This is a genomic window from Streptomyces sp. NPDC028711, assembly GCF_055565415.1.
On record NZ_JBVHUJ010000010.1, the window covers coordinates 66,551 to 84,925 of the forward strand.

16 protein-coding genes are annotated in these 18,375 nt (G+C 73.2%); 9 read left to right on the plus strand and 7 right to left on the minus strand.

Annotation, left to right across the window (positions count from 1 at the left end):
• Positions 1-14: 14 nt before the first annotated feature.
• Entirely contained in the window at positions 15-431 is a 417-nt protein-coding gene (locus ACZ4VK_RS27520) for an organic hydroperoxide resistance protein (RefSeq protein ID WP_468357430.1), read from the minus strand.
• Between the two features lie 151 nt (positions 432-582).
• Here ACZ4VK_RS27520 and ACZ4VK_RS27525 point away from each other — a divergent pair, with 151 nt between their 5' ends.
• Positions 583-1,680, plus strand: coding sequence for a CaiB/BaiF CoA transferase family protein (locus ACZ4VK_RS27525; protein WP_468357433.1), 1,098 nt, complete (start codon positions 583-585; stop codon positions 1,678-1,680).
• 25 nt (positions 1,681-1,705) lie between these two features.
• Here ACZ4VK_RS27525 and ACZ4VK_RS27530 read toward each other — a convergent pair whose 3' ends face one another.
• The 3 genes from ACZ4VK_RS27530 to ACZ4VK_RS27540 form a co-directional block, all read right to left on the minus strand.
• On the minus strand, positions 1,706-2,350 hold the full coding sequence (locus tag ACZ4VK_RS27530) for a response regulator transcription factor (protein ID WP_468357435.1): 645 nt from the start codon (positions 2,348-2,350) through the stop codon (positions 1,706-1,708).
• The gene (locus ACZ4VK_RS27535) at positions 2,341-3,567 is read right to left on the minus strand and encodes a sensor histidine kinase (protein ID WP_468357437.1); all 1,227 of its coding nucleotides are present in this window, start codon (positions 3,565-3,567) and stop codon (positions 2,341-2,343) included. Before ACZ4VK_RS27535 ends, ACZ4VK_RS27530 begins: the two co-directional genes overlap by 10 nt.
• Before the next feature lie 254 nt (positions 3,568-3,821).
• Positions 3,822-4,484, minus strand: a complete 663-nt coding sequence (locus ACZ4VK_RS27540; protein WP_468357439.1) for a DedA family protein — start codon at positions 4,482-4,484, stop codon at positions 3,822-3,824.
• 250 nt (positions 4,485-4,734) lie between these two features.
• Between ACZ4VK_RS27540 and miaB the strand changes: the two genes are divergently transcribed.
• Both miaB and ACZ4VK_RS27550 read left to right on the plus strand, forming a co-directional pair.
• Positions 4,735-6,264, plus strand: coding sequence for a tRNA (N6-isopentenyl adenosine(37)-C2)-methylthiotransferase MiaB (gene miaB, locus ACZ4VK_RS27545; protein WP_468357441.1), 1,530 nt, complete (start codon positions 4,735-4,737; stop codon positions 6,262-6,264).
• 361 nt (positions 6,265-6,625) lie between these two features.
• Positions 6,626-7,378 carry a class III extradiol dioxygenase subunit B-like domain-containing protein gene (locus ACZ4VK_RS27550; protein WP_468357443.1) on the plus strand — a complete coding sequence of 251 codons (753 nt, stop codon included), beginning with the start codon at positions 6,626-6,628 and terminating at the stop codon, positions 7,376-7,378.
• A gap of 90 nt (positions 7,379-7,468) precedes the next feature.
• Here the strand turns inward: ACZ4VK_RS27550 and ACZ4VK_RS27555 are convergent, their stop codons facing one another.
• Positions 7,469-7,888 carry an antitoxin gene (locus ACZ4VK_RS27555; RefSeq protein WP_468357445.1) on the minus strand — a complete coding sequence of 140 codons (420 nt, stop codon included), beginning with the start codon at positions 7,886-7,888 and terminating at the stop codon, positions 7,469-7,471.
• A 69-nt stretch (positions 7,889-7,957) separates the two neighbouring features.
• On the minus strand, positions 7,958-8,296 hold the full coding sequence (locus tag ACZ4VK_RS27560) for a hypothetical protein (protein WP_468357447.1): 339 nt from the start codon (positions 8,294-8,296) through the stop codon (positions 7,958-7,960).
• A gap of 139 nt (positions 8,297-8,435) precedes the next feature.
• On the opposite strand from ACZ4VK_RS27560, the gene miaA reads away from it, so the two are divergent.
• From miaA to hflX, 6 genes are all read left to right on the plus strand, one after another.
• Entirely contained in the window at positions 8,436-9,374 is a 939-nt protein-coding gene (gene miaA, locus ACZ4VK_RS27565; RefSeq protein ID WP_468357449.1) for a tRNA (adenosine(37)-N6)-dimethylallyltransferase MiaA, read from the plus strand.
• Between the two features lie 108 nt (positions 9,375-9,482).
• A complete protein-coding gene (locus tag ACZ4VK_RS27570; protein ID WP_468358009.1) occupies positions 9,483-9,989 on the plus strand; it encodes a hypothetical protein in 507 nt (168 codons plus the stop codon).
• A 163-nt stretch (positions 9,990-10,152) separates the two neighbouring features.
• Positions 10,153-11,061, plus strand: coding sequence for a diaminopimelate epimerase (gene dapF / locus ACZ4VK_RS27575; protein WP_468357452.1), 909 nt, complete (start codon positions 10,153-10,155; stop codon positions 11,059-11,061).
• A gap of 140 nt (positions 11,062-11,201) precedes the next feature.
• The gene (locus ACZ4VK_RS27580; RefSeq protein WP_468357455.1) at positions 11,202-13,811 is read left to right on the plus strand and encodes a RelA/SpoT family protein; all 2,610 of its coding nucleotides are present in this window, start codon (positions 11,202-11,204) and stop codon (positions 13,809-13,811) included.
• 157 nt (positions 13,812-13,968) lie between these two features.
• The gene (locus ACZ4VK_RS27585) at positions 13,969-15,459 is read left to right on the plus strand and encodes a M1 family metallopeptidase (RefSeq protein WP_468357458.1); all 1,491 of its coding nucleotides are present in this window, start codon (positions 13,969-13,971) and stop codon (positions 15,457-15,459) included.
• 147 nt (positions 15,460-15,606) lie between these two features.
• Positions 15,607-17,100, plus strand: coding sequence for a GTPase HflX (gene hflX, locus ACZ4VK_RS27590; protein WP_468357461.1), 1,494 nt, complete (start codon positions 15,607-15,609; stop codon positions 17,098-17,100).
• 93 nt (positions 17,101-17,193) lie between these two features.
• Here hflX and ACZ4VK_RS27595 read toward each other — a convergent pair whose 3' ends face one another.
• Entirely contained in the window at positions 17,194-18,363 is a 1,170-nt protein-coding gene (locus ACZ4VK_RS27595) for a trypsin-like serine peptidase (protein WP_468357464.1), read from the minus strand.
• Between the last annotated feature and the right edge of the window lie 12 nt (positions 18,364-18,375).

Below are 18,375 nucleotides of genomic sequence, written 5' to 3' on the forward strand. Positions count from 1 at the left end.
GGGGAGAGCGAAGGTCAGTCGGCGATATTCACCCGCACCTCCACATTCCCCCGGATCGCCTTCGAGTACGGGCAGCGGCCGTGCGCCGCGTCCGCGAGCCGACGTGCCTCGGCCGCGTCGAGACCGGGCAGTTCGACGGTCAGCACCACCGACAGGTGGAATCCGCTCTCCTCCTTGTGCAGGGCCACCTCGGCGACGACCGTGTCGTCCGCGAGCGCAACCCTGGACTCGCGGGCGGAGACCCGGAGCGCGCTGTGGAAGCAGGCGGCGTAGCCGGCGGCGAAGAGCTGCTCGGGGTTGGTGGCGGTACCGGAACCTCCCACGGCCTTGGGGCTCGACAGGGGAAGGTCGAGCAGCCCGTCGGAGGAGCGGACGGCGCCGTTGCGCCCGTCTCCGGTGGAGGTGACCTCGGCGGTGTAGACGACGGCCATGCGTCATTCCTCTCGGAATTGTCGGAAGGGGGATTTCCCCAGTCTCGACCCCCGCCGAATTCCGGGCGCTACGGATCTCCGCAGTCACTTCCGGCGCGCCACGGATTAGCGTGAATTCCCTCGAAGACCGTTCGACGCAGAGGAGTTCGCCATGGCTGGACCGCTGACCGGAGTACGCGTACTGGAATTCGCCGGATCGGCGCCCACCGCGTTCGTCGGAACCGTCCTCTCCGGTCTGGGCGCCGATGTCGTACGCGTCGACCGGGCGCCCGGAACGGCGGCGGCCCAGGACGTCGACGCCCCGCGCCCACCCGAGAACCCCCTCTCCCGTGGACGCCGTTCGGTCGCCCTGGACCTCAAGAGCCCCGACGGGGTCGAGCAGGCCCTCGCGCTGGCCGGGCACGCCGACATCCTGGTCGAGGGCTTCCGCCCCGGGGTCGCCGACCGCCTCGGCATCGGCCCCGAGGCGGCCCTCGCCCGCAACCCGCGCCTGGTGTACGGACGGCTCAGCGGCTGGGGCCGGCAGGGCGACTGGGCCGGTCGCGCCGCCCACGACCTGGCGGTCCTCGCCCTGACCGGCGCCCTGGACACCGACCCGGCCACCGGCGACCCGGTGCCGCCCCCGACCGCGTACCTCTCCAGCTTCGCGGGAGGCGCCAACGCGCACGTCCACGGTCTGCTCGCCGCGCTCCACGAGCGGGAGCGCTCGGGCAGGGGCCAGGTCGTCGACACCGCCCTCACGGACGGCGCCGCCCTGATCGCGACCCTGATCCACCAGTGGCGGGAGGTCCCCGGCAACCACACCGTCACCGACGCCCCGCACTACGCGCTCTACCGGGCCGCCGACGGCCGTCACCTCGCGGTCGCCGCCATCGAACCCCGGCTCTACCAGAACCTCCTGGACCAGCTGGGCCTCACCGGCGCGGAGGGGCTGCCCGACCGCGCCGACCCGGCGGCCTGGCCCGAGCTGCGTGCCCTGATCGCCGGCCGCTTCGCGAGCCGGGACCGTGAGCACTGGGTGAAGCTCTTCGACGCCGTGGACGCCGGTGTCGCCCCGGTCCTCACCGCCGCCGAGGCCGCCGAGCACCACCAACTCGCCGCGCGCGAGGCCTTCGTACGCGTCGGCGACACGCTCCAGCCCGCCCCGCCGTCCCGCTTCGACCGCACCCCGGCCGAAGCCCCCGGCCGCGCCCCGCTCCCCGGCGAGCACACCGAGGAGGTCCTCGCCGAGTGGCGCGGCCCTCGATGACGGCGTACCTCCGGTGCGCCCGTGCCTACGACTCCAGGTACCGGAGCACCGCCAGGATCCGCCGGCTGTACCCGGTGGTGCGGGACAGCTCCAGCTTGTCGAAGACGGAGTTGAGGTTCTTCTCCACCGCGCTCAGCGAGATGTGCAGCTTCCGCGCGATGGCGCTGTTCGTATGCCCCTGCGCCAGCGCCTCGAGGACCGTGCGCTCCCGGGGCGTCAGGCGGGCGAGCGGGTCCCCGTGGGTGGTCCGGACGACCAGCTGCCGTACGACCTCCGGGTCGATCGCCGCCCCGCCGGCGTGAACCCGCTCCAGGGCGTCGAGGAACTCCTCGACCTGCGCCACCCGGTCCTTCAGGAGGTAGCCGACCCGCTCGGCGCCGGAGGCAAGGAGCGGGGCAGCGTAGCCGCGCTCGATGTGCTGGGAGAGGACCAGCACGCCGACCCCGGGGAAACGCTCCCGGATTTCGACGGCCGCCCGCACTCCCTCGTCCGTGTGGGTCGGCGGCATCCGGATGTCGACCACGACGATGTCCGGCCGCTGCTCCTCGACCTCCTTGAGCAGCGTCACCGCGTCGGCAAGGGCCGCCAGGACCTCGTGGCCCTCCTCGACGAGCAGCCGTACCAGGCCCTCACGCAGCAGGGTCGAGTCCTCGGCGAGGATCACGCGCATGGGAGCTCCGCGGTGATCGTGGTCGGTCCCCCGAGAGGGCTGTGGACGTGCAGCACGCCGTCGAGCGCGGCCACCCGGCCGCGCAGTCCGCTCAGCCCGCCGCCGGTCTCGTCCGCGCCGCCCGTGCCGTCGTCCTCGACCCGTACGGTGAGCCGCTCCCCGTCGCGCGTCACCGCGACCGAGATCGCGCGGGCGGAGGAGTGCTTGGCCGCGTTCGTCACGGCCTCCGACACCACGAAGTAGGCGGCGGTCTCCACCGGCCGCGGCAGCGGGCCGCCGACGTCGAAGCGGGTCTGCAGCGGGATGCCGCTGCGCTCGGCGACCCCGCCGATCGCCTCTTCGAGCCCGAGGCTGTCGAGCGCGGACGGATACACCCGCCAGGCCACTTCCCGCAGTTCGGTAAGGACGCCCTGGGCCTCCTCGTGCGCCTGGCGCAGCAGCGCGTCGGCCCGCTCGGGGTCGCGGCCCCGGCGTGCCCGGCCGATCAGCATCGCGAGGGCCACCAGACGCTGCTGGACCCCGTCGTGGAGATCGCGCTCGACGCGCCGCCGCTCGGCGTCCACGGCCTCGACGACCGCGGCCCGGCTCGCGGCGAGTTCGTCGACACGGAGCCGGAGCAGCTCCCGCTCGGAGGGGCCGAAGCACTCGTGGGCGGTACGGGCGTCGAGCGCGGCCAGCGAGTACAGGCCCTGGACGTCGAGGAAGAGCAGCACGCCGCCGAGCAGGACCTGGGTGAGCAGCTCGTCCCAGCCGAGCGTGCCCCGGACCGCGCCGTACGCCAGGAGCCCGGCCAGGACGGCACCGAAGGCGAGCAGTCCGATGACCACGCCGCAGAGCAGCCCGGTGTAGGCGCGGACCGCGAGGTAGCGCAGGACCTTCCGGTCGGAGGTCCGGTAGTGCCGGGGGAAGGTGTCGCCGAAGAAGAGGGACCGGCGGAGCCGTTCGAGGGCGACCAGCCGCCGGGCGCCTCCCCGCAGGGTCTCCAGGGCACCGGCCCGGGTGCGGGGCCAGAGCAGGAACGGGCCGAGGGCCCCGCCGACGACGAGGAAGTGGAGGGCGCCGACCAGAGCGGTCGCGCAGCCGAGAAGGGTCCCGAGGCCCCGCCGGGGCCAGGGCGGTGTGCGCGTACGGGTGCCGGTTCCGTCCTCACCGGCGCCGTTCCCACCGGGCCGCGCCGACGGCCGGCCGGACGCGATGGCTGACGAGTCCCCCTGCACGGGGCCCGAGACTAGGGGGTGTCTTGTCGATCAGGCCGGGCTCGCGGCGTCTGGCACCGCACCTCGCCGCGTTGTCGTCAGTCGACATGGCTCCGCCATGCCTCCCTCCTCCGCCTTGCGAGGCACGGCACCAGACGCCGCTCCCTGATCCGGCCTGATCGACAAGACACCCCCTAGTGCGCCGCTGAGGCCCGGACAAGATCGTCCGGGCTCCACGGTAAGCGGGGCCGTACCGCCGGGACGGGCGCCGAGGGTCACGCGCCGCGCCGGTGCTGGGCCTTGGGCCGCCTGCGCAGCCGGACCGCCGCATAGGCCGCGACGGCCGCGACGGCGAGGACGAGGACGACCTTCGACAGGACACCGACGTAGGTCTCCACGACCGTCCACCGGTCGCCCAGCCAGTAGCCCGCCCCCACGAGGACGCTGTTCCACACGAGGCTGCCGAGCGTGGTGAGCATGACGAACACCGGCACCGGCATCCGCTCGACCCCGGCGGGCACCGAGACAAGGCTCCGGAAGATCGGCACCATCCTGCCGAGGAAGACCGCCTTGGTGCCGTGCCGGGCGAACCACTCCTCGGTCCTGACCAGGTCCGAGGCCTTCACCAGCGGCAGCCTCCCCCAGATCCGGTGCATCCGCTCCCGGCCGAAGAGCACCCCGATCCAGTAGAGCGCCACCGCGCCGACCACCGAGCCGAGCGTCGTCCAGAACAGTGCCGAGGCGAGGCTCAGCACGCCCTGACCGGCGGCGAAGCCGGTCAGCGGCAGGATGAACTCGCTGGGCAGGGGCGGGAAGAGGTTCTCCAGGGCGATGGCCAGACCGGCGCCGGGACCCCCCATCGTCTCGACGAGACCGGCGGCCCACCCGGCGACGCCGTCGGCGGGCTGCTGGGGGAGCGCCAGGGGCATGAGGTTCATGAGGGACTCCGAACGGGCGGGGAGGCGACGCGGGGCGGGTGCCCCGCGCTTCGTCATCGAACTGAGGAACCGCCGCCCGGCGACGGTATGAGGGTTGCCGCCGACCCCGGTGATGTTCTCCGCACCCCCGACCCTGCGGAAAACCGCAGGGTGCGGCTGCCACCTCCGGCCGGATGCCCCTCCGCCCCTCCGTCGTACGCCGTGCCGGACCCGGGCGGAGGCCCTCCCCGGACCGCCTACCCTTGGACGCATGACGAGCAGCAGCGACCGGAGCACCGCAGTGAGCGTTGACGGCACCAAGACCTATGAGATCCGCACCTACGGGTGCCAGATGAACGTCCACGACTCCGAGCGGCTCTCCGGTCTGCTGGAAGAGGCGGGTTACGTCAGGGCTCCCAAGGGCTCGGACGGGGACGCCGACGTCGTCGTCTTCAACACCTGCGCGGTCCGCGAGAACGCCGACAACAAGCTGTACGGCAACCTCGGCCGGCTCGCCCCCATGAAGACCACGCGCCCCGGCATGCAGATCGCCGTCGGCGGCTGTCTCGCCCAGAAGGACCGGGACACGATCGTCAAGAAGGCCCCCTGGGTCGACGTCGTCTTCGGCACGCACAACATCGGCAAGCTGCCCGTCCTCCTGGAGCGCGCCCGCGTCCAGGAGGAGGCGCAGATCGAGATCGCCGAGTCCCTGGAGGCGTTCCCCTCCACGCTGCCGACCCGCCGCGAGTCCGCGTACGCCGCCTGGGTGTCGATCTCCGTCGGCTGCAACAACACCTGCACCTTCTGCATCGTCCCCGCCCTGCGCGGCAAGGAGGAGGACCGCCGCCCCGGCGACATCCTCGCCGAGATCGAGGCGCTGGTCGCCGAGGGCGTCTCCGAGATCACGCTGCTCGGCCAGAACGTCAACGCGTACGGCTCCGACCTCGGCGACCGCGAGGCGTTCTCCAAGCTGCTGCGCGCCTGCGGGCAGATCGAGGGCCTTGAGCGGGTCCGCTTCACCTCCCCGCACCCGCGCGACTTCACCGACGACGTGATCGCGGCGATGGCCGAGACGCCGAACGTCATGCCGCAGCTGCACATGCCGATGCAGTCCGGCTCGGACTCGATCCTCCGGGCGATGCGGCGCTCGTACCGGCAGGAGCGTTTCCTCGGGATCATCGAGAAGGTCCGCGCGGCCATCCCGCACGCGGCGATCTCCACCGACATCATCGTGGGCTTCCCCGGCGAGACCGAGGAGGACTTCGAGCAGACGATGCACGCCGTCCGAGAGGCCCGCTTCGCGAACGCCTTCACCTTCCAGTACTCCAAGCGCCCCGGCACCCCGGCGGCCGACATGGAGAACCAGATCCCGAAGGAGGTCGTGCAGGAGCGCTACCTGCGGCTCGTCGCCCTCCAGGAGGAGATCTCCTGGGAGGAGAACAAGAAGCAGGTCGGCCGCACCCTCGAGGTCATGGTCGCCGAGGGCGAGGGCCGCAAGGACGGCGCCACCGACCGGCTCTCGGGCCGCGCCCCCGACAACCGGCTCGTCCACTTCACCAAGCCCGACGAGGCGGTCCGCCCCGGCGACGTGGTGACCGTCGAGATCACGTACGCCGCCCCGCACCACCTGCTCGCCGAGGGCCCGGTCGCGTCGGTACGCCGTACGCGCGCGGGTGACGCCTGGGAGAAGCGCACCGCCGAGGCCGCCGCGAAGCCGGCGGGCGTGCTCCTCGGACTGCCGAAGATCGGCGTCCCGGAACCGCTCCCCACGGCCGAGGCCCCGGCCTGCGGCAGCCACTGACCGACCTGCCAGGACCACCGCGGGGAACCGCCGGCGCGCGGGCAGATCGCGTGCGCGCCGGAAGTACGGGGGCGAGCCCCTCGGTACCCCGAGGCGACGGGCGCGTAGGCAGCGGGTCCGGGAGTACGCCGAAGGCGGCGTTACGCGGGTACGGCGAAGGCGGCGGGTACGCGGGTACGGCGAAGGCGGCGGGTACGCGGGTACGGCGAAGGCGGCGGGTACGCGAGAACGCCGAAGGCGACGGATGCGCCGGTACGGCGAAGACGGCCGACGCGCGAGTACGCCCTGCGCCGACCGGCACCGACCGGCCCGGTGCGTCAGTGCAGCCGCTCCGTCGGAGTGGCGCAGTAGGCTGCGGATCATGCTTGTCGCCGCAGCAGTCTGCCCCTGCCCGCCGCTCCTCGTGCCCGAGGTCGCGACCGGCGCCGCCCCCGAGCTGGACGCCGCGCGCACGGCCTGTGCGGACGCCGTCGGGCTGCTCGCCGCCGCCCGCCCCGACCGGCTGTACGTCGTGGGACCCGCGCCCGAGGGCGCGTACGGCGTCTTCCCGGCAGGGTCCGCCGGCTCCTTCGCCGCGTTCGGCGTCGACCTCTCCGTACGGCTTGGCGAGGCCCCGGCCGGCGACCGCCCCGCCGACGAGGAACCGACCGGTGTCGCGCCGGCCACCGACCGGCCCCTGCCCCCGTCCCTCGCCGTCGGGGCCTGGCTCCTCGGCCGGGCCGGCTGGGCCGACGCGCCGATCGAGGGCCTGGGGGTCGACGAGTCGGCCACGCCCGACGTCTGCGCCGGGATCGGCCGCGGCCTCGCCGCCTCCGCCGAGCGGGTCGCCCTCCTGGTGATGGGCGACGGCAGCGCCTGCCGGACCGTCAAGGCCCCGGGGTATCTGGACGAGCGGGCGGAGGGCTTCGACGCGCAGGCCGCCCGGGCGCTGGGTACGGCCGACGTGGCCGCGCTGCTCGCCCTGGACCCGGAGGCGGCGTACGAACTGAAGGTGGCGGGCCGCGCGCCCTGGCAGGTCCTCGCGGGCGCCGCCGAGGACGCGGGACTCGACGGCCGGCTGCTCTTCGAGGACGCGCCGTACGGCGTGGGGTACTTCGTCGCGGCCTGGTCCTGAGGGACGGCGACGGCAAACGGCGGACGGCCGCGGAGCGAGGTGCTCCGCGGCCGTCCGCCGTGCGGAGGGACTGAGGGATGACGCCGGACGTCAGGCGGCGGGCGGCGGGGTCGTGCCGCCACTCCCCGGCGTACCGGGCGTACCGGGCGTACCGTCGGCCCCGGGCGTACCGGGCGTACCGCCGGTCCCGGGCGTACCGCCGGTCCCGGGCGTACCGCCGGTCCCGGGCGTACCAGGTGTGCCACCGGTCCCGGAGGTACCAGGCGTACCGCCGGCCCCGGGGGTACCCGGTGTCCCGTCGTCCTTGTGACCGATCCGGTCAAGGGCGTCCTTCGCCTTGCCCGTGCCGGACTGGATCTTGTCGCTGTACTTGCCCTTGGTCTTCTCGTCGACCAGCCTCGCCGCCTTGTCCAGGCCGTGGTCGATCTTCTCCCCGTGCTGCTGCGCGAGGTCCGCGACCTTTTCCTTGGCCGGGCTGAGCTTGGCCTTCAGCGAATCCAGGAGACCCATGGGGCACCTTCCCTCCGCGGACCCCCGTGGGGTCCGAGTTCCGTGTCCTGCCCCCAGGACCCCGGGGGCCTAGCGACGGGCGCCTTCGCCCGCCTCGTTGTCCGCGGCGGCCTCGGCCGACTGCTGCTTCGGGATCTCCACGGCCTCCGTGGCGACCGAACCGGCCACCGCCTCGTCCACGTCGACGCCTTCCGCGTCCTCCGTACCGTCCGCGCTCCCGGCCACCTCCGCGACCTCGGCCGTGTCCTCCGCCTCCGCCGCTCCGGTCGCGGCCACGGCCTCCGGGGCGTCCACCCCGGACTTCCCGTCGCCGTCCTCCGTCGGAGCGACGGCCCCGGCTTCCTCCGACTCCGGCGAGACCGCCGCCACATCCTTCTTCTTACGGCGAAACACTGCAAAAACGCCCATATTCACTCCATAGCGTACTCGGATGGGAGGGGTTCCGTGGCGATCGACGGCCGGAACCTCGCAACAGGCAACGAAGTCGGATGGGGCCCGTCACGTAGCTCATTCGGGGACGGGCCGGGAGGTTTGCGAGACTGGGGAGGTGAGAAGCGCAGCTCCCGCCCCGCGGGTCATCGCCGTCGTCGGCCCCACGGCAGCCGGAAAGTCCGATCTGGGTGTATTCCTGGCCCAGCAACTCGGGGGCGAGGTCGTCAACGCGGACTCGATGCAGCTCTACCGGGGGATGGACATCGGGACCGCCAAACTGACGCCCGAGGAGCGGGGCGGCGTCCCGCACCACCTCCTCGACATCTGGGACGTGACGGAGGCCGCCAGCGTCGCCGAGTACCAGCGGCTCGCCCGCGCCGAGATCGACCGGCTGCTCGCCGCGGGCCGCACCCCCGTCCTCGTCGGCGGTTCCGGTCTGTACGTACGGGGGGCCGTCGACGCCCTGGAGTTCCCGGGCACCGACCCGGCCGTCCGGGCCCGGCTCGAGGCCGACCTCGAGGAGCGTGGCTCCGGCGTCCTGCACGCCAGGCTCGCCGAGGCCGACCCCGAGGCGGCCGGCGCGATCCTGCCCAGCAACGGTCGCCGTATCGTCCGGGCGCTCGAGGTGATCGAGATCACCGGCAAGCCGTTCACCGCCAACCTGCCGGGTCCCGACTCCGTCTACGACACGGTGCAGATCGGCGTCGACGTGGCCCGCCCCGAGCTGGACGAGCGGATCACCACGCGCGTGGACCGGATGTGGGAGGCGGGCCTCGTCGACGAGGTGCGCGCCCTGGAGGCCCGGGGCCTGCGCGAGGGGCGCACGGCGGCCCGCGCCCTCGGCTACCAGCAGGTCCTCGCGGCGCTCGCGGGGGAGTGCACCGAGGACGAGGCGCGCGCGGAGACCGTGCGCGCGACGAAGCGCTTCGCCCGCCGCCAGGACTCCTGGTTCCGCCGCGACCCGCGCGTCCACTGGCTCAGCGGAGCCGCCGATCACCGGGGGGAACTCCCTGGAGAGGCGCTGTCGTTGGTCGAACGAGCGGTTACAGCCTGATCACGTGATGGCATCGGGACGCCCTGCCCGTCATTCCGGCGGTCAGGAGCGTGCCATCATCGAGCATCGATCGACCAAGTGGAGTCCGAGTGGGGAGGGCGCGTGGCGATGGAGGCCGGCCCTCGCGACAGAGAACAGCACGGAGCGGCGCTCGGTGAGCCGACGGGTGACACCCCGGACGGCCGTCCGACGGACGGCGACCTTCCGGTCGGCACCCCGGGACTGACCCCGGACGGTCCCGACGACGTGGCGGGCACCGCCGTCGAGGTGGACGCCGACGAGGTCGAGGTCGAGCTCCGTCCCCAGCGCAGGCTGCGGATCTGGCAACTCGCCCCGATCGTGGCCCTCGCCGCCGTCGGCTCGCTGATGTTCGCCTTCCCGCTCGCCTTCGGTTCGGGGGACGGCGGCGCCGTCCTCGCCATGCTCGGACTGCTCATCAGTTCCTGCGCGGCGGGCTGGGGCATGATGGCCGCCCGCAAGGTCGGCTACACCTGGCCGGGTCTCCCGCGGCGCGGCTCGGGCGAGCGCCCGAACTGGCGGTACCTCGCCCTGTACGCCTCGACGACCACGGCCCTGGTGGCCCTCGCGGTCTGGCGCGTCGCCCGCCTGCGCTGACCGGAAGCCGGGGCAGCCCGGCCCGCGTCGCCCGCCCGCGCCGACCGGACTCGCACGACCCGGGAGCACGGGCCGGAAGCGTCCTGTCGTTCGTCCTCCCCTCGCGCGACCGCCCTGTGGACGACCCGGCCGCCGGTCGGCACCACCCCGTACAGTTGAGCTCGTGACCAGCACGCTGACCTCGCCGCTCCCGTACCTCAAGGGCCACGGCACCGAGAACGACTTCGTGATCGTCCCCGACGCGGAGAACGCCGTCGACCTGCCGCCCGCGGTCGTCGCACGGCTCTGCGACCGGCGGGCCGGCATCGGCGGCGACGGACTGCTGCACGTCGTGCGCAGCGCCGCCCACCCGGAGGCGCGGCACATGGCCGACGAGGCCGAGTGGTTCATGGACTACCGGAACGCCGACGGCTCGGTCGCCGAGATGTGCGGGAACGGGGTCCGGGTCTTCGCCCGCTACCTGGAGCACGCCGGGCACGTCACCGCGGGCGAGGTGGCCGTCGCCACCCGCGGCGGGGTCAAGCGCGTCCACCTCGACAAGGACGGCTCCGTCACCGTCGCCATGGGCCGCGCGGTCCTCCCCGAGGCCGGGGTGACCGTCACCGTCGGCGAGCGCAGCTGGCCCGCGCGGAACGTGAACATGGGCAATCCCCACGCGGTCGCCTTCGTCGAGGACCTCGGCCACGCGGGCAACCTGTTCACGGAGCCGCCGTACGAGCCCGCCGCGGTCTACCCGGACGGCGTGAACATCGAGTTCGTCGCCGACCGCGGCCCCCGCCACGTGGCCATGCGCGTCCACGAGCGCGGCGCGGCCGAGACCCGCTCCTGCGGCACGGGCGCCTGTGCCGTGGCCGTCGCCACCGCGCGCCGGGACGGCGCCGACCCCGCCGTCAGCGGCACCCCGGTCACGTACACCGTGGACGTGCTCGGCGGGAGCCTGGTGATCACCGAGCACCCCGACGGGCGGATCGACATGACGGGCCCCGCCGTGATCGTCGCCGCGGGCACCGTCGACCCCGCGTGGCTCGGCGGAATCGAAGAAAGCGACGAAATCGAAACAGTCAACGACTGATGTGTCGCTCGAATGGGTGATCCGATTCACGCTGAGCGAGAGCGCGACTGCGCCGCGTGGTGGGGTCGGTAGCATCAAGCACCGGCCCCCCGGGCACGCCTGGCCCGCCCACCGCCGGTCGACGTTGCCGGAGGTGCCCCATGAGCGCAGAGGCCACCAACCCTGTGAGCGCGGCGGAAGCCGCCGTCACCGATACGACCGTCCGCAGACGCGGACGCGCCAGGATCGACCTGCGCCGGCTGGGCCGCGCCGCACTCCTCGGCGCCACCGCGGGACCGGCGTCCCGTGACCGCCTGCCCGACGCCATCAGTCATGTCGCGGAGGCGCACCGCGCCCAGCACCCCGAGGCCGACCTCACGGTGCTGCGCCGGGCGTACGTGCTCGCCGAGTCCTCGCACCGCGGCCAGTTCCGCAAGAGCGGCGAGCCGTACATCACCCACCCGCTCGCGGTGACCCTCATCCTCGCCGAACTCGGCGCGGAGACCACGACCTTGACCGCCTCCCTCCTCCACGACACCGTCGAGGACACCGAGGTGACGCTCGATCAGGTGCGCCGCGAGTTCGGCGACGAGGTCGCCTACCTGGTCGACGGCGTCACCAAGGTCGAGAAGATCGACTACGGCGCCGCCGCCGAACCCGAGACCTTCCGCAAGATGCTCGTCGCCACCGGCAACGACGTCCGGGTGATGTCGATCAAACTCGCCGACCGGCTCCACAACATGCGCACCCTCGGGGTGATGCGGCCCGAGAAACAGGCAAGGATCGCCAAGGTCACCCGCGACGTCCTCATCCCGCTCGCCGAACGGCTCGGCGTCCAGGCCCTCAAGACCGAGCTTGAGGACCTCGTCTTCGCGATCCTCCACCCCGAGGAGTACGAGACCACCCGTGCGCTCATCGCCGGGAACCCGCACGCGGCCGACGCGCTCGGCGCCGTCGCGGAACAGGTGTCGGCGGTCCTGCGCGAGGCGGACATCGGGGCCGAAGTCCTCGTCCGCCCACGGCACTTCGTCTCCGTCCACCGGGTCCGCCTCAAGCGCGGCGAACTGCGCGGCTGCGACTTCGGACGACTTCTCGTCCTCGTCGCCGAGGACGCGGACTGTTACGCCGTCCTCGGCGAGCTCCACACCTGTTTCACTCCGGTGATCTCCGAGTTCAAGGACTTCATCGCGGCTCCCAAGTTCAACCTGTACCAGTCCCTGCACACCGCGATCGCCGCCCCCGACGGCGCCGTCGCCGAGGTCCTCATCCGGACCCACCAGATGCACAAGGTCGCGGAGGCGGGAGTCGTCGCCCTCGGCAACCCGCACGTCGGTCAGGAAGCCGGGGGGCAGTCGGCAAGCACCGGCCCTTCGGCCACAACCGCGTCGCCCCTCCCGGGCCATGCCGAGGGGCCGGGCACGCCCGCACGATCCGGAACGATGACGGACGGACGGCCGGGCCCCGCTCCCGAGCCCGGCACCGCTCCCGAGGCCGACGTCAGCGGCGGGCCCGGCACCGTCGAGGGGGCCGACACGACGGACCGCCTCGGCCCCACCGACCGCTCCGGCCACGCCGACGGCCCCCACTCCGCAGGCCGCCCCCGCTCCACCGCTCAGGGCTCCACCGCTCAGGGCTCCATGGGTCAGAGCTCCACCACTGCGACGCAGAATCCCACGTCTCCGCAGAGCCCCACCACCCCCCGGCGCTCCACGACTCAGCAGCGCCCCAAGGACCGCCACACGCACGAAGGCGCCACCACCCAGGCGGAGCACTCCACCGCTGAGCCGGACGCCCCCGCGTCTCCGGCCGAGGACGGTGAGCGTGCGGACCCCACTCGCCCCGGCTGGCTCTCCCGGCTCCTCGACTGGCAGCAGTCCGCGCCCGACCCGGACACGTTCTGGACCTCGCTCCGCGCCGACCTCGCCGAGGACGACGAGATCACCGTCTTCCGCGCCGACGGCAGCGCCCCCGGCACGATCAGCCTCCCCGCCGGAGCCAGCTGCGTCGACGCCGCCTACGCCCAGCACGGCGAGGCGGCCCACGCCTGCCTGGGCGCGCGCGTCAACGGACGCCTCGCACCGCTGAGCACCGTCCTCCGCGACGGCGACACCGTGCAGCTGCTGCTCGCCCAGGACGCCGTCTCGGGGCCGTCCCCCGACTGGCTCGACCACGCCCGCACCCCCGCCGCCCGGATCGCGATCACGGGCTGGCTCCGGGCGCACCCCGAGAGCGCCGCGGCCCCCGCCGCCACCACCGGCGCCCGGCCCCAGGTCCACGTCACGGCCGACCACCGCTCGGGCGCGGAGCTCCACGCCGACCTGGAGGGGGAGCCCCGCGTGGCCGTCCGTCCGGCCGGCTGCTGCACCCCCGTACCGCCGGACGAGATCACCGGCTTCCGGGTGCGCGGCGGGTCCGTCACCGTCCACCGGACGGGCTGCGCGGCCATCGAGACCATGCGCAGGCTGGGCCGTGATCCCGTCGCGGTCCGCTGGGGCGACACGGCACAGGGCAGGGTGACCCTGATCGCGGAGTCCTTCGGGCGGCCGGGCCTCCTCGCCGACCTCACCGAGGCCATCGCCGTCGCCGGGGCCGCCGTCGTCTCCGCGACCGTCGAGCCCCCCAGCGAGCAGCGGGTCCGCCACACGTACACCCTCCATCTGCCCGACGTGGCCCGACTCGCGGCCCTGATGCGGGCGATGCGGGACGTGCCGGGCGTCTACGACGTGTCGCGAGCCCGCCACAAGACGTCGCCCCGGCAACGCCGGGCCTGAGTCCACGCGCGCGTCGCGCACCGCCCCCGGCGCACGGGGCGCAGTGCGCGCGCCCCCCGGCCCATGACCCCCTTCGGGTGGCGAGCGAGCGCGCCGCCCGGGGGAGCGGGCGGAGCCCTGGTAGCCGTAGGGCCAGTCCTCCGGAAAGGCCTGGCCCATGCCGCTCGTCCGAACCCCCCTGCCCCGCGCGCGGTGGCTCCGCTCCGCCGTCCTGGTCGCCGCGTCGGCGGGGCTCGTCGCCGCCGCGCTGCCCGCCCCGGCGCCGCTCGGCATCGGGGACCCCCTCTTCCCGTACCTCGGCAATCCCGGCTACGACGTCCGCGCGTACGACCTCGACCTCACCTATCGCGGGGTCAACACCGAGCCGCTCACCGCCGTGACCCGGATCGACGCGGTCGCCACCGACGACCTGGAACGGCTCAACCTCGACTTCACCCACGGCACGGTCTCCGCCGTCACCGTCGACGACCTGCCCGCCGCGTACACCGGCAGAGGCGAGGACCTGGTCATCACCCCCGCCGTGCCCATCGACGCCGGTGATCCGATCGAGATCACGGTCACCCACACCAGTGACCCCAGTGGCCCCGCCGACACGGGTGGCTGGGTCCGTACCGGCGACGGTCTCGCCATGGCCAACCAGGCCGACGCCGCCCACCGCGTCTTCCCGTCCAACGACCACCCGGCGGACAAGGCGTACTTCACCTTCAGGATCACCGCCCCCAGCGAGCTCACCGCCGTCGCCAACGGCCTGCCCGCCGGCCGCGTCACCCGGGGCGCCACCACCACCTGGACGTACCGCACCCGCCATCCCATGGCCACGGAGCTCGCCCAGGTCTCCATCGGCCGCTCCACCGTCGTGCACCGGGCCGGCCCCCACGGCCTGCCCCTGCGGGACGTGGTGCGCACCGCGGACCGGGAGGTCATGGAGCCGTGGCTGCGCCGGACCCCCGGGCACGTGGAATGGATGGAGCGGCAGGTCGGCCCGTACCCCTTCGAGACGTACGGGGTGCTCGTCGCGGACGCCGACACGGGGTTCGAGCTGGAGACCCAGACCCTCTCCCTCTTCGAGCGCCGCCTCTTCACGGAACCGCGCTACCCGGAGTGGTACGTCGACTCGATCATGGTGCACGAGCTCGCCCACCAGTGGTTCGGCGACAGCGTCTCGCCCCGTACCTGGTCCGACCTGTGGCTCAACGAGGGGCACGCCAGCTGGTACGAGGCGCTGTACGCCGAGGAGACCGCCGGCAAGTCCCTGGAGCGGCGCATGAAGGCCGCCTACGCCGCCTCGGACGGCTGGCGCGCCGACGGCGGCCCCCCGGCGGCCCCCGAGCCCCCCTCGCCCACCCACAAGATCAGCCTCTTCCGGCCCGTGGTGTACGACGGCAGCGCCCTCATCCTCTACGCGCTCCGCCAGGAGATCGGCACCGAGGCCTTCCAGCGCCTGGAGCGCCGCTGGGTCGCGGACCACCGGGACGGCACCGCCACCACCGCCGACTTCACCGCCCTGGCCTCCGAGATCGCCGGACGCGACCTCACCGCCTTCCTCCACGCCTGGCTGTACGAGGCGAAGACCCCGCCGATGCCGGGGCACCCGGACTGGCGAAGCAACCCGGCGAAGGCCGCGGGGACCGCCCCGAAACCCGGGTGACGGGCCCGGCGGGGCCATGGCACCATCGTCAGGTCGGCGACGCGGCCGACGGCCCGGGAATCTTCCGGTGGCCGGGCGCGTTGTGACGGCATCAGACTCATCGCTTCACCGAGGCAATCGACGTGAAGCAATCGACGTAAGGATCAAATGCCCTCCTCTTCTTCCCCTTCCCAGGACGAGCAGAGCTTCGCGGAGACGAGCCGTACCGAGAGCCTTCGGGCCGATGCCCTGATGGAAGAGGACGTCGCCTGGAGCCACGAGATCGACGGAGAGCGGGACGGCGACCAGTTCGACCGCTCCGAGCGCGCGGCGCTGCGCCGCGTCGTCGGCCTCTCCACCGAGCTCGAGGACGTCACCGAGGTCGAGTACCGACAGCTGCGCCTGGAGCGCGTCGTGCTGGTCGGTGTGTGGACCTCGGGGACCGTCCAGGACGCGGAGAACTCCCTCGCGGAGCTCGCGGCCCTCGCCGAGACGGCGGGCGCCCTCGTACTCGACGGCGTGATCCAGCGCCGTGACAAGCCGGACCCGGCGACCTTCATCGGCTCCGGCAAGGCGCGCGAACTGCGCGACATCGTGGTCGAGACGGGCGCCGACACCGTCGTCTGCGACGGTGAGCTCAGCCCCGGCCAGCTCATCGCCCTCGAAGACGTCGTCAAGGTCAAGGTGGTCGACAGGACCGCCCTGATCCTCGACATCTTCGCCCAGCACGCCAAGTCCCGAGAGGGCAAGGCGCAGGTCGCGCTCGCGCAGATGCAGTACATGCTGCCGCGCCTGCGCGGCTGGGGTCAGTCGCTCTCCCGGCAGATGGGTGGCGGCGGCGGTGGCGGCATGGCCACCCGTGGTCCCGGTGAGACCAAGATCGAGACCGACCGGCGCCGCATCCGCGAGAAGATGGCGAAGATGCGCCGCGAGATCGCGGAGATGAAGACCGGCCGCGACATCAAGCGGCAGGAGCGCCGCCGCAACAAGGTGCCGTCGGTCGCCATCGCCGGATACACCAACGCGGGCAAGTCCTCCCTGCTCAACCGGCTCACCGGCGCGGGCGTCCTCGTGGAGAACTCGCTGTTCGCCACGCTCGACCCGACCGTCCGCCGGGCCGAGACGCCCACCGGCCGGGTCTACACCCTGGCCGACACCGTCGGCTTCGTCCGGCACCTGCCGCACCACCTGGTCGAGGCGTTCCGCTCCACCATGGAGGAGGTCGGCGAGTCCGACCTCATCCTGCACGTGGTGGACGGCTCGCACCCCGCCCCGGAGGAGCAGCTGGCCGCCGTGCGCGAGGTCTTCCGGGACGTCGGCGCGGTGAACGTGCCGGAGATCGTCATCATCAACAAGGCGGACGCGGCGGACCCGCTGGTGCTCCAGCGCCTGCGGCGTATGGAGAAGCACTCCATCGTGGTCTCGGCCCGCTCGGGCCAGGGCATCGAGGAGCTGCTCGCGCTCATCGACTCCGAGCTGCCCCGCCCGCAGGTCGAGCTCGAAGCCCTCGTGCCGTACACGCACGGCGGTCTGGTCTCCCGGGTGCACGCCGAGGGCGAGGTCGAGTCCGAGGAGCACACCCCGGAGGGCACCCTGCTCAAGGCCCGGGTGCACGAGGAGCTCGCGGCGATGCTCGCGCCGTACGTTCCGGCCGCGCACTGACGCACGGCTGAACGACCGAGGGCGCTGCCCTCCTCCCGTCACGGGAGGGGGACAGCGCCCTCAGTCATGAGGCGATGCGTGGGGCGTGGTGCGTCAGCGGGCGAACTTCTTGCTGACCATCTCGTGCGCCGCCTTGGCGCCCCGGCCCAACTGCGGTCCGGCGAGCCAGCCGTTGCCGCCGGCCGGCCCGATCGAGGTGTTCGACACCAGCGCCGTCCTGCCGTTCGGCATGACGCGGAACCAGCCGCCGCCCGAGGACCCGGCGGTCATCGTGCAGCCGATCCGGTACATCACCGGCGTGGCCGGAGCCGTGGTGAGCCGCGTCGCCCGGTCCAGGCACTTGTGCATGATCATGCCGTTGTACGGCGGAGCCGAGGGGTAACCCCAGGCGCCCACCGTGCCCGCGCGCGCGGGGGCCGGAGCGGAGAAGTCGATCGGCAGGGCGGCGCCGACGGTCTCCTCAAGGGACTTGGCTCCCCGCTGCGGCTTCACGTGCAGCACGGCGTAGTCGTACGGCCAGGCCGCCTGGCTGGAACCGCCGGACTTGATCCACTCACCCGAGGTCACGGCCCAGTCGGCCCAGTACTGGCCGTACGGGTACACCTCGTGCGGCTTGGCGTTGTTGAGCGCCGAGGGGGACTTGCCCAGGTCGTTGAAGGCCGGGACGAAGGTGATGTTGCGGTACCAGCCGCCGCGCTTGCCCGCGTGGACACAGTGGCCGGCCGTCCAGACCAGGTTGGACTTCCCGGGCCGGCGCGGGTCCTTCACGATGGTGCCGGAGCAGACCATGTGGCCCTTGGGCGAGTCGAAGAAGATCTTCCCGACCGGGGCGGCGTTGCGGTGGTACGGCGTCTTCTCGCGCTGCGCCCTGACCGGTCGGGGCGTCGGGTCGGTGCCGCCGCCTCCGGCCTGCGCGGTGATCGTCGGGTCCGGGCTCTTCGCCGACTGCATGCGAGCCGGGTCCCAGAGGTCCTCGATCACGGGGTTGACGAAGTCCTCGGCCTCACGGAGCCAGGTGTCCGTGTCCCAGTTCTTCCATTCGCCGTCCTTCCACTTGTCCAGGTCGACGCCGTGCTCCTTGAGCTTGTCGGCGAGGTCCTTGGTGAGGTCGGCGCCCTCGCCGTCGGTGGCCGGCGCGGAGCTGCTGGCCCCAGCGGCCGGCTTGTCCGCGGCCGGGGTCTCGGTGGGGCCGCAGGCCGTGGCGGTCAGCGCGAGCGCGGTGACCAGGCCCAGGGCGCCGGGCAGGAGTCGTACGGAACGCATGTGGTGAATTCC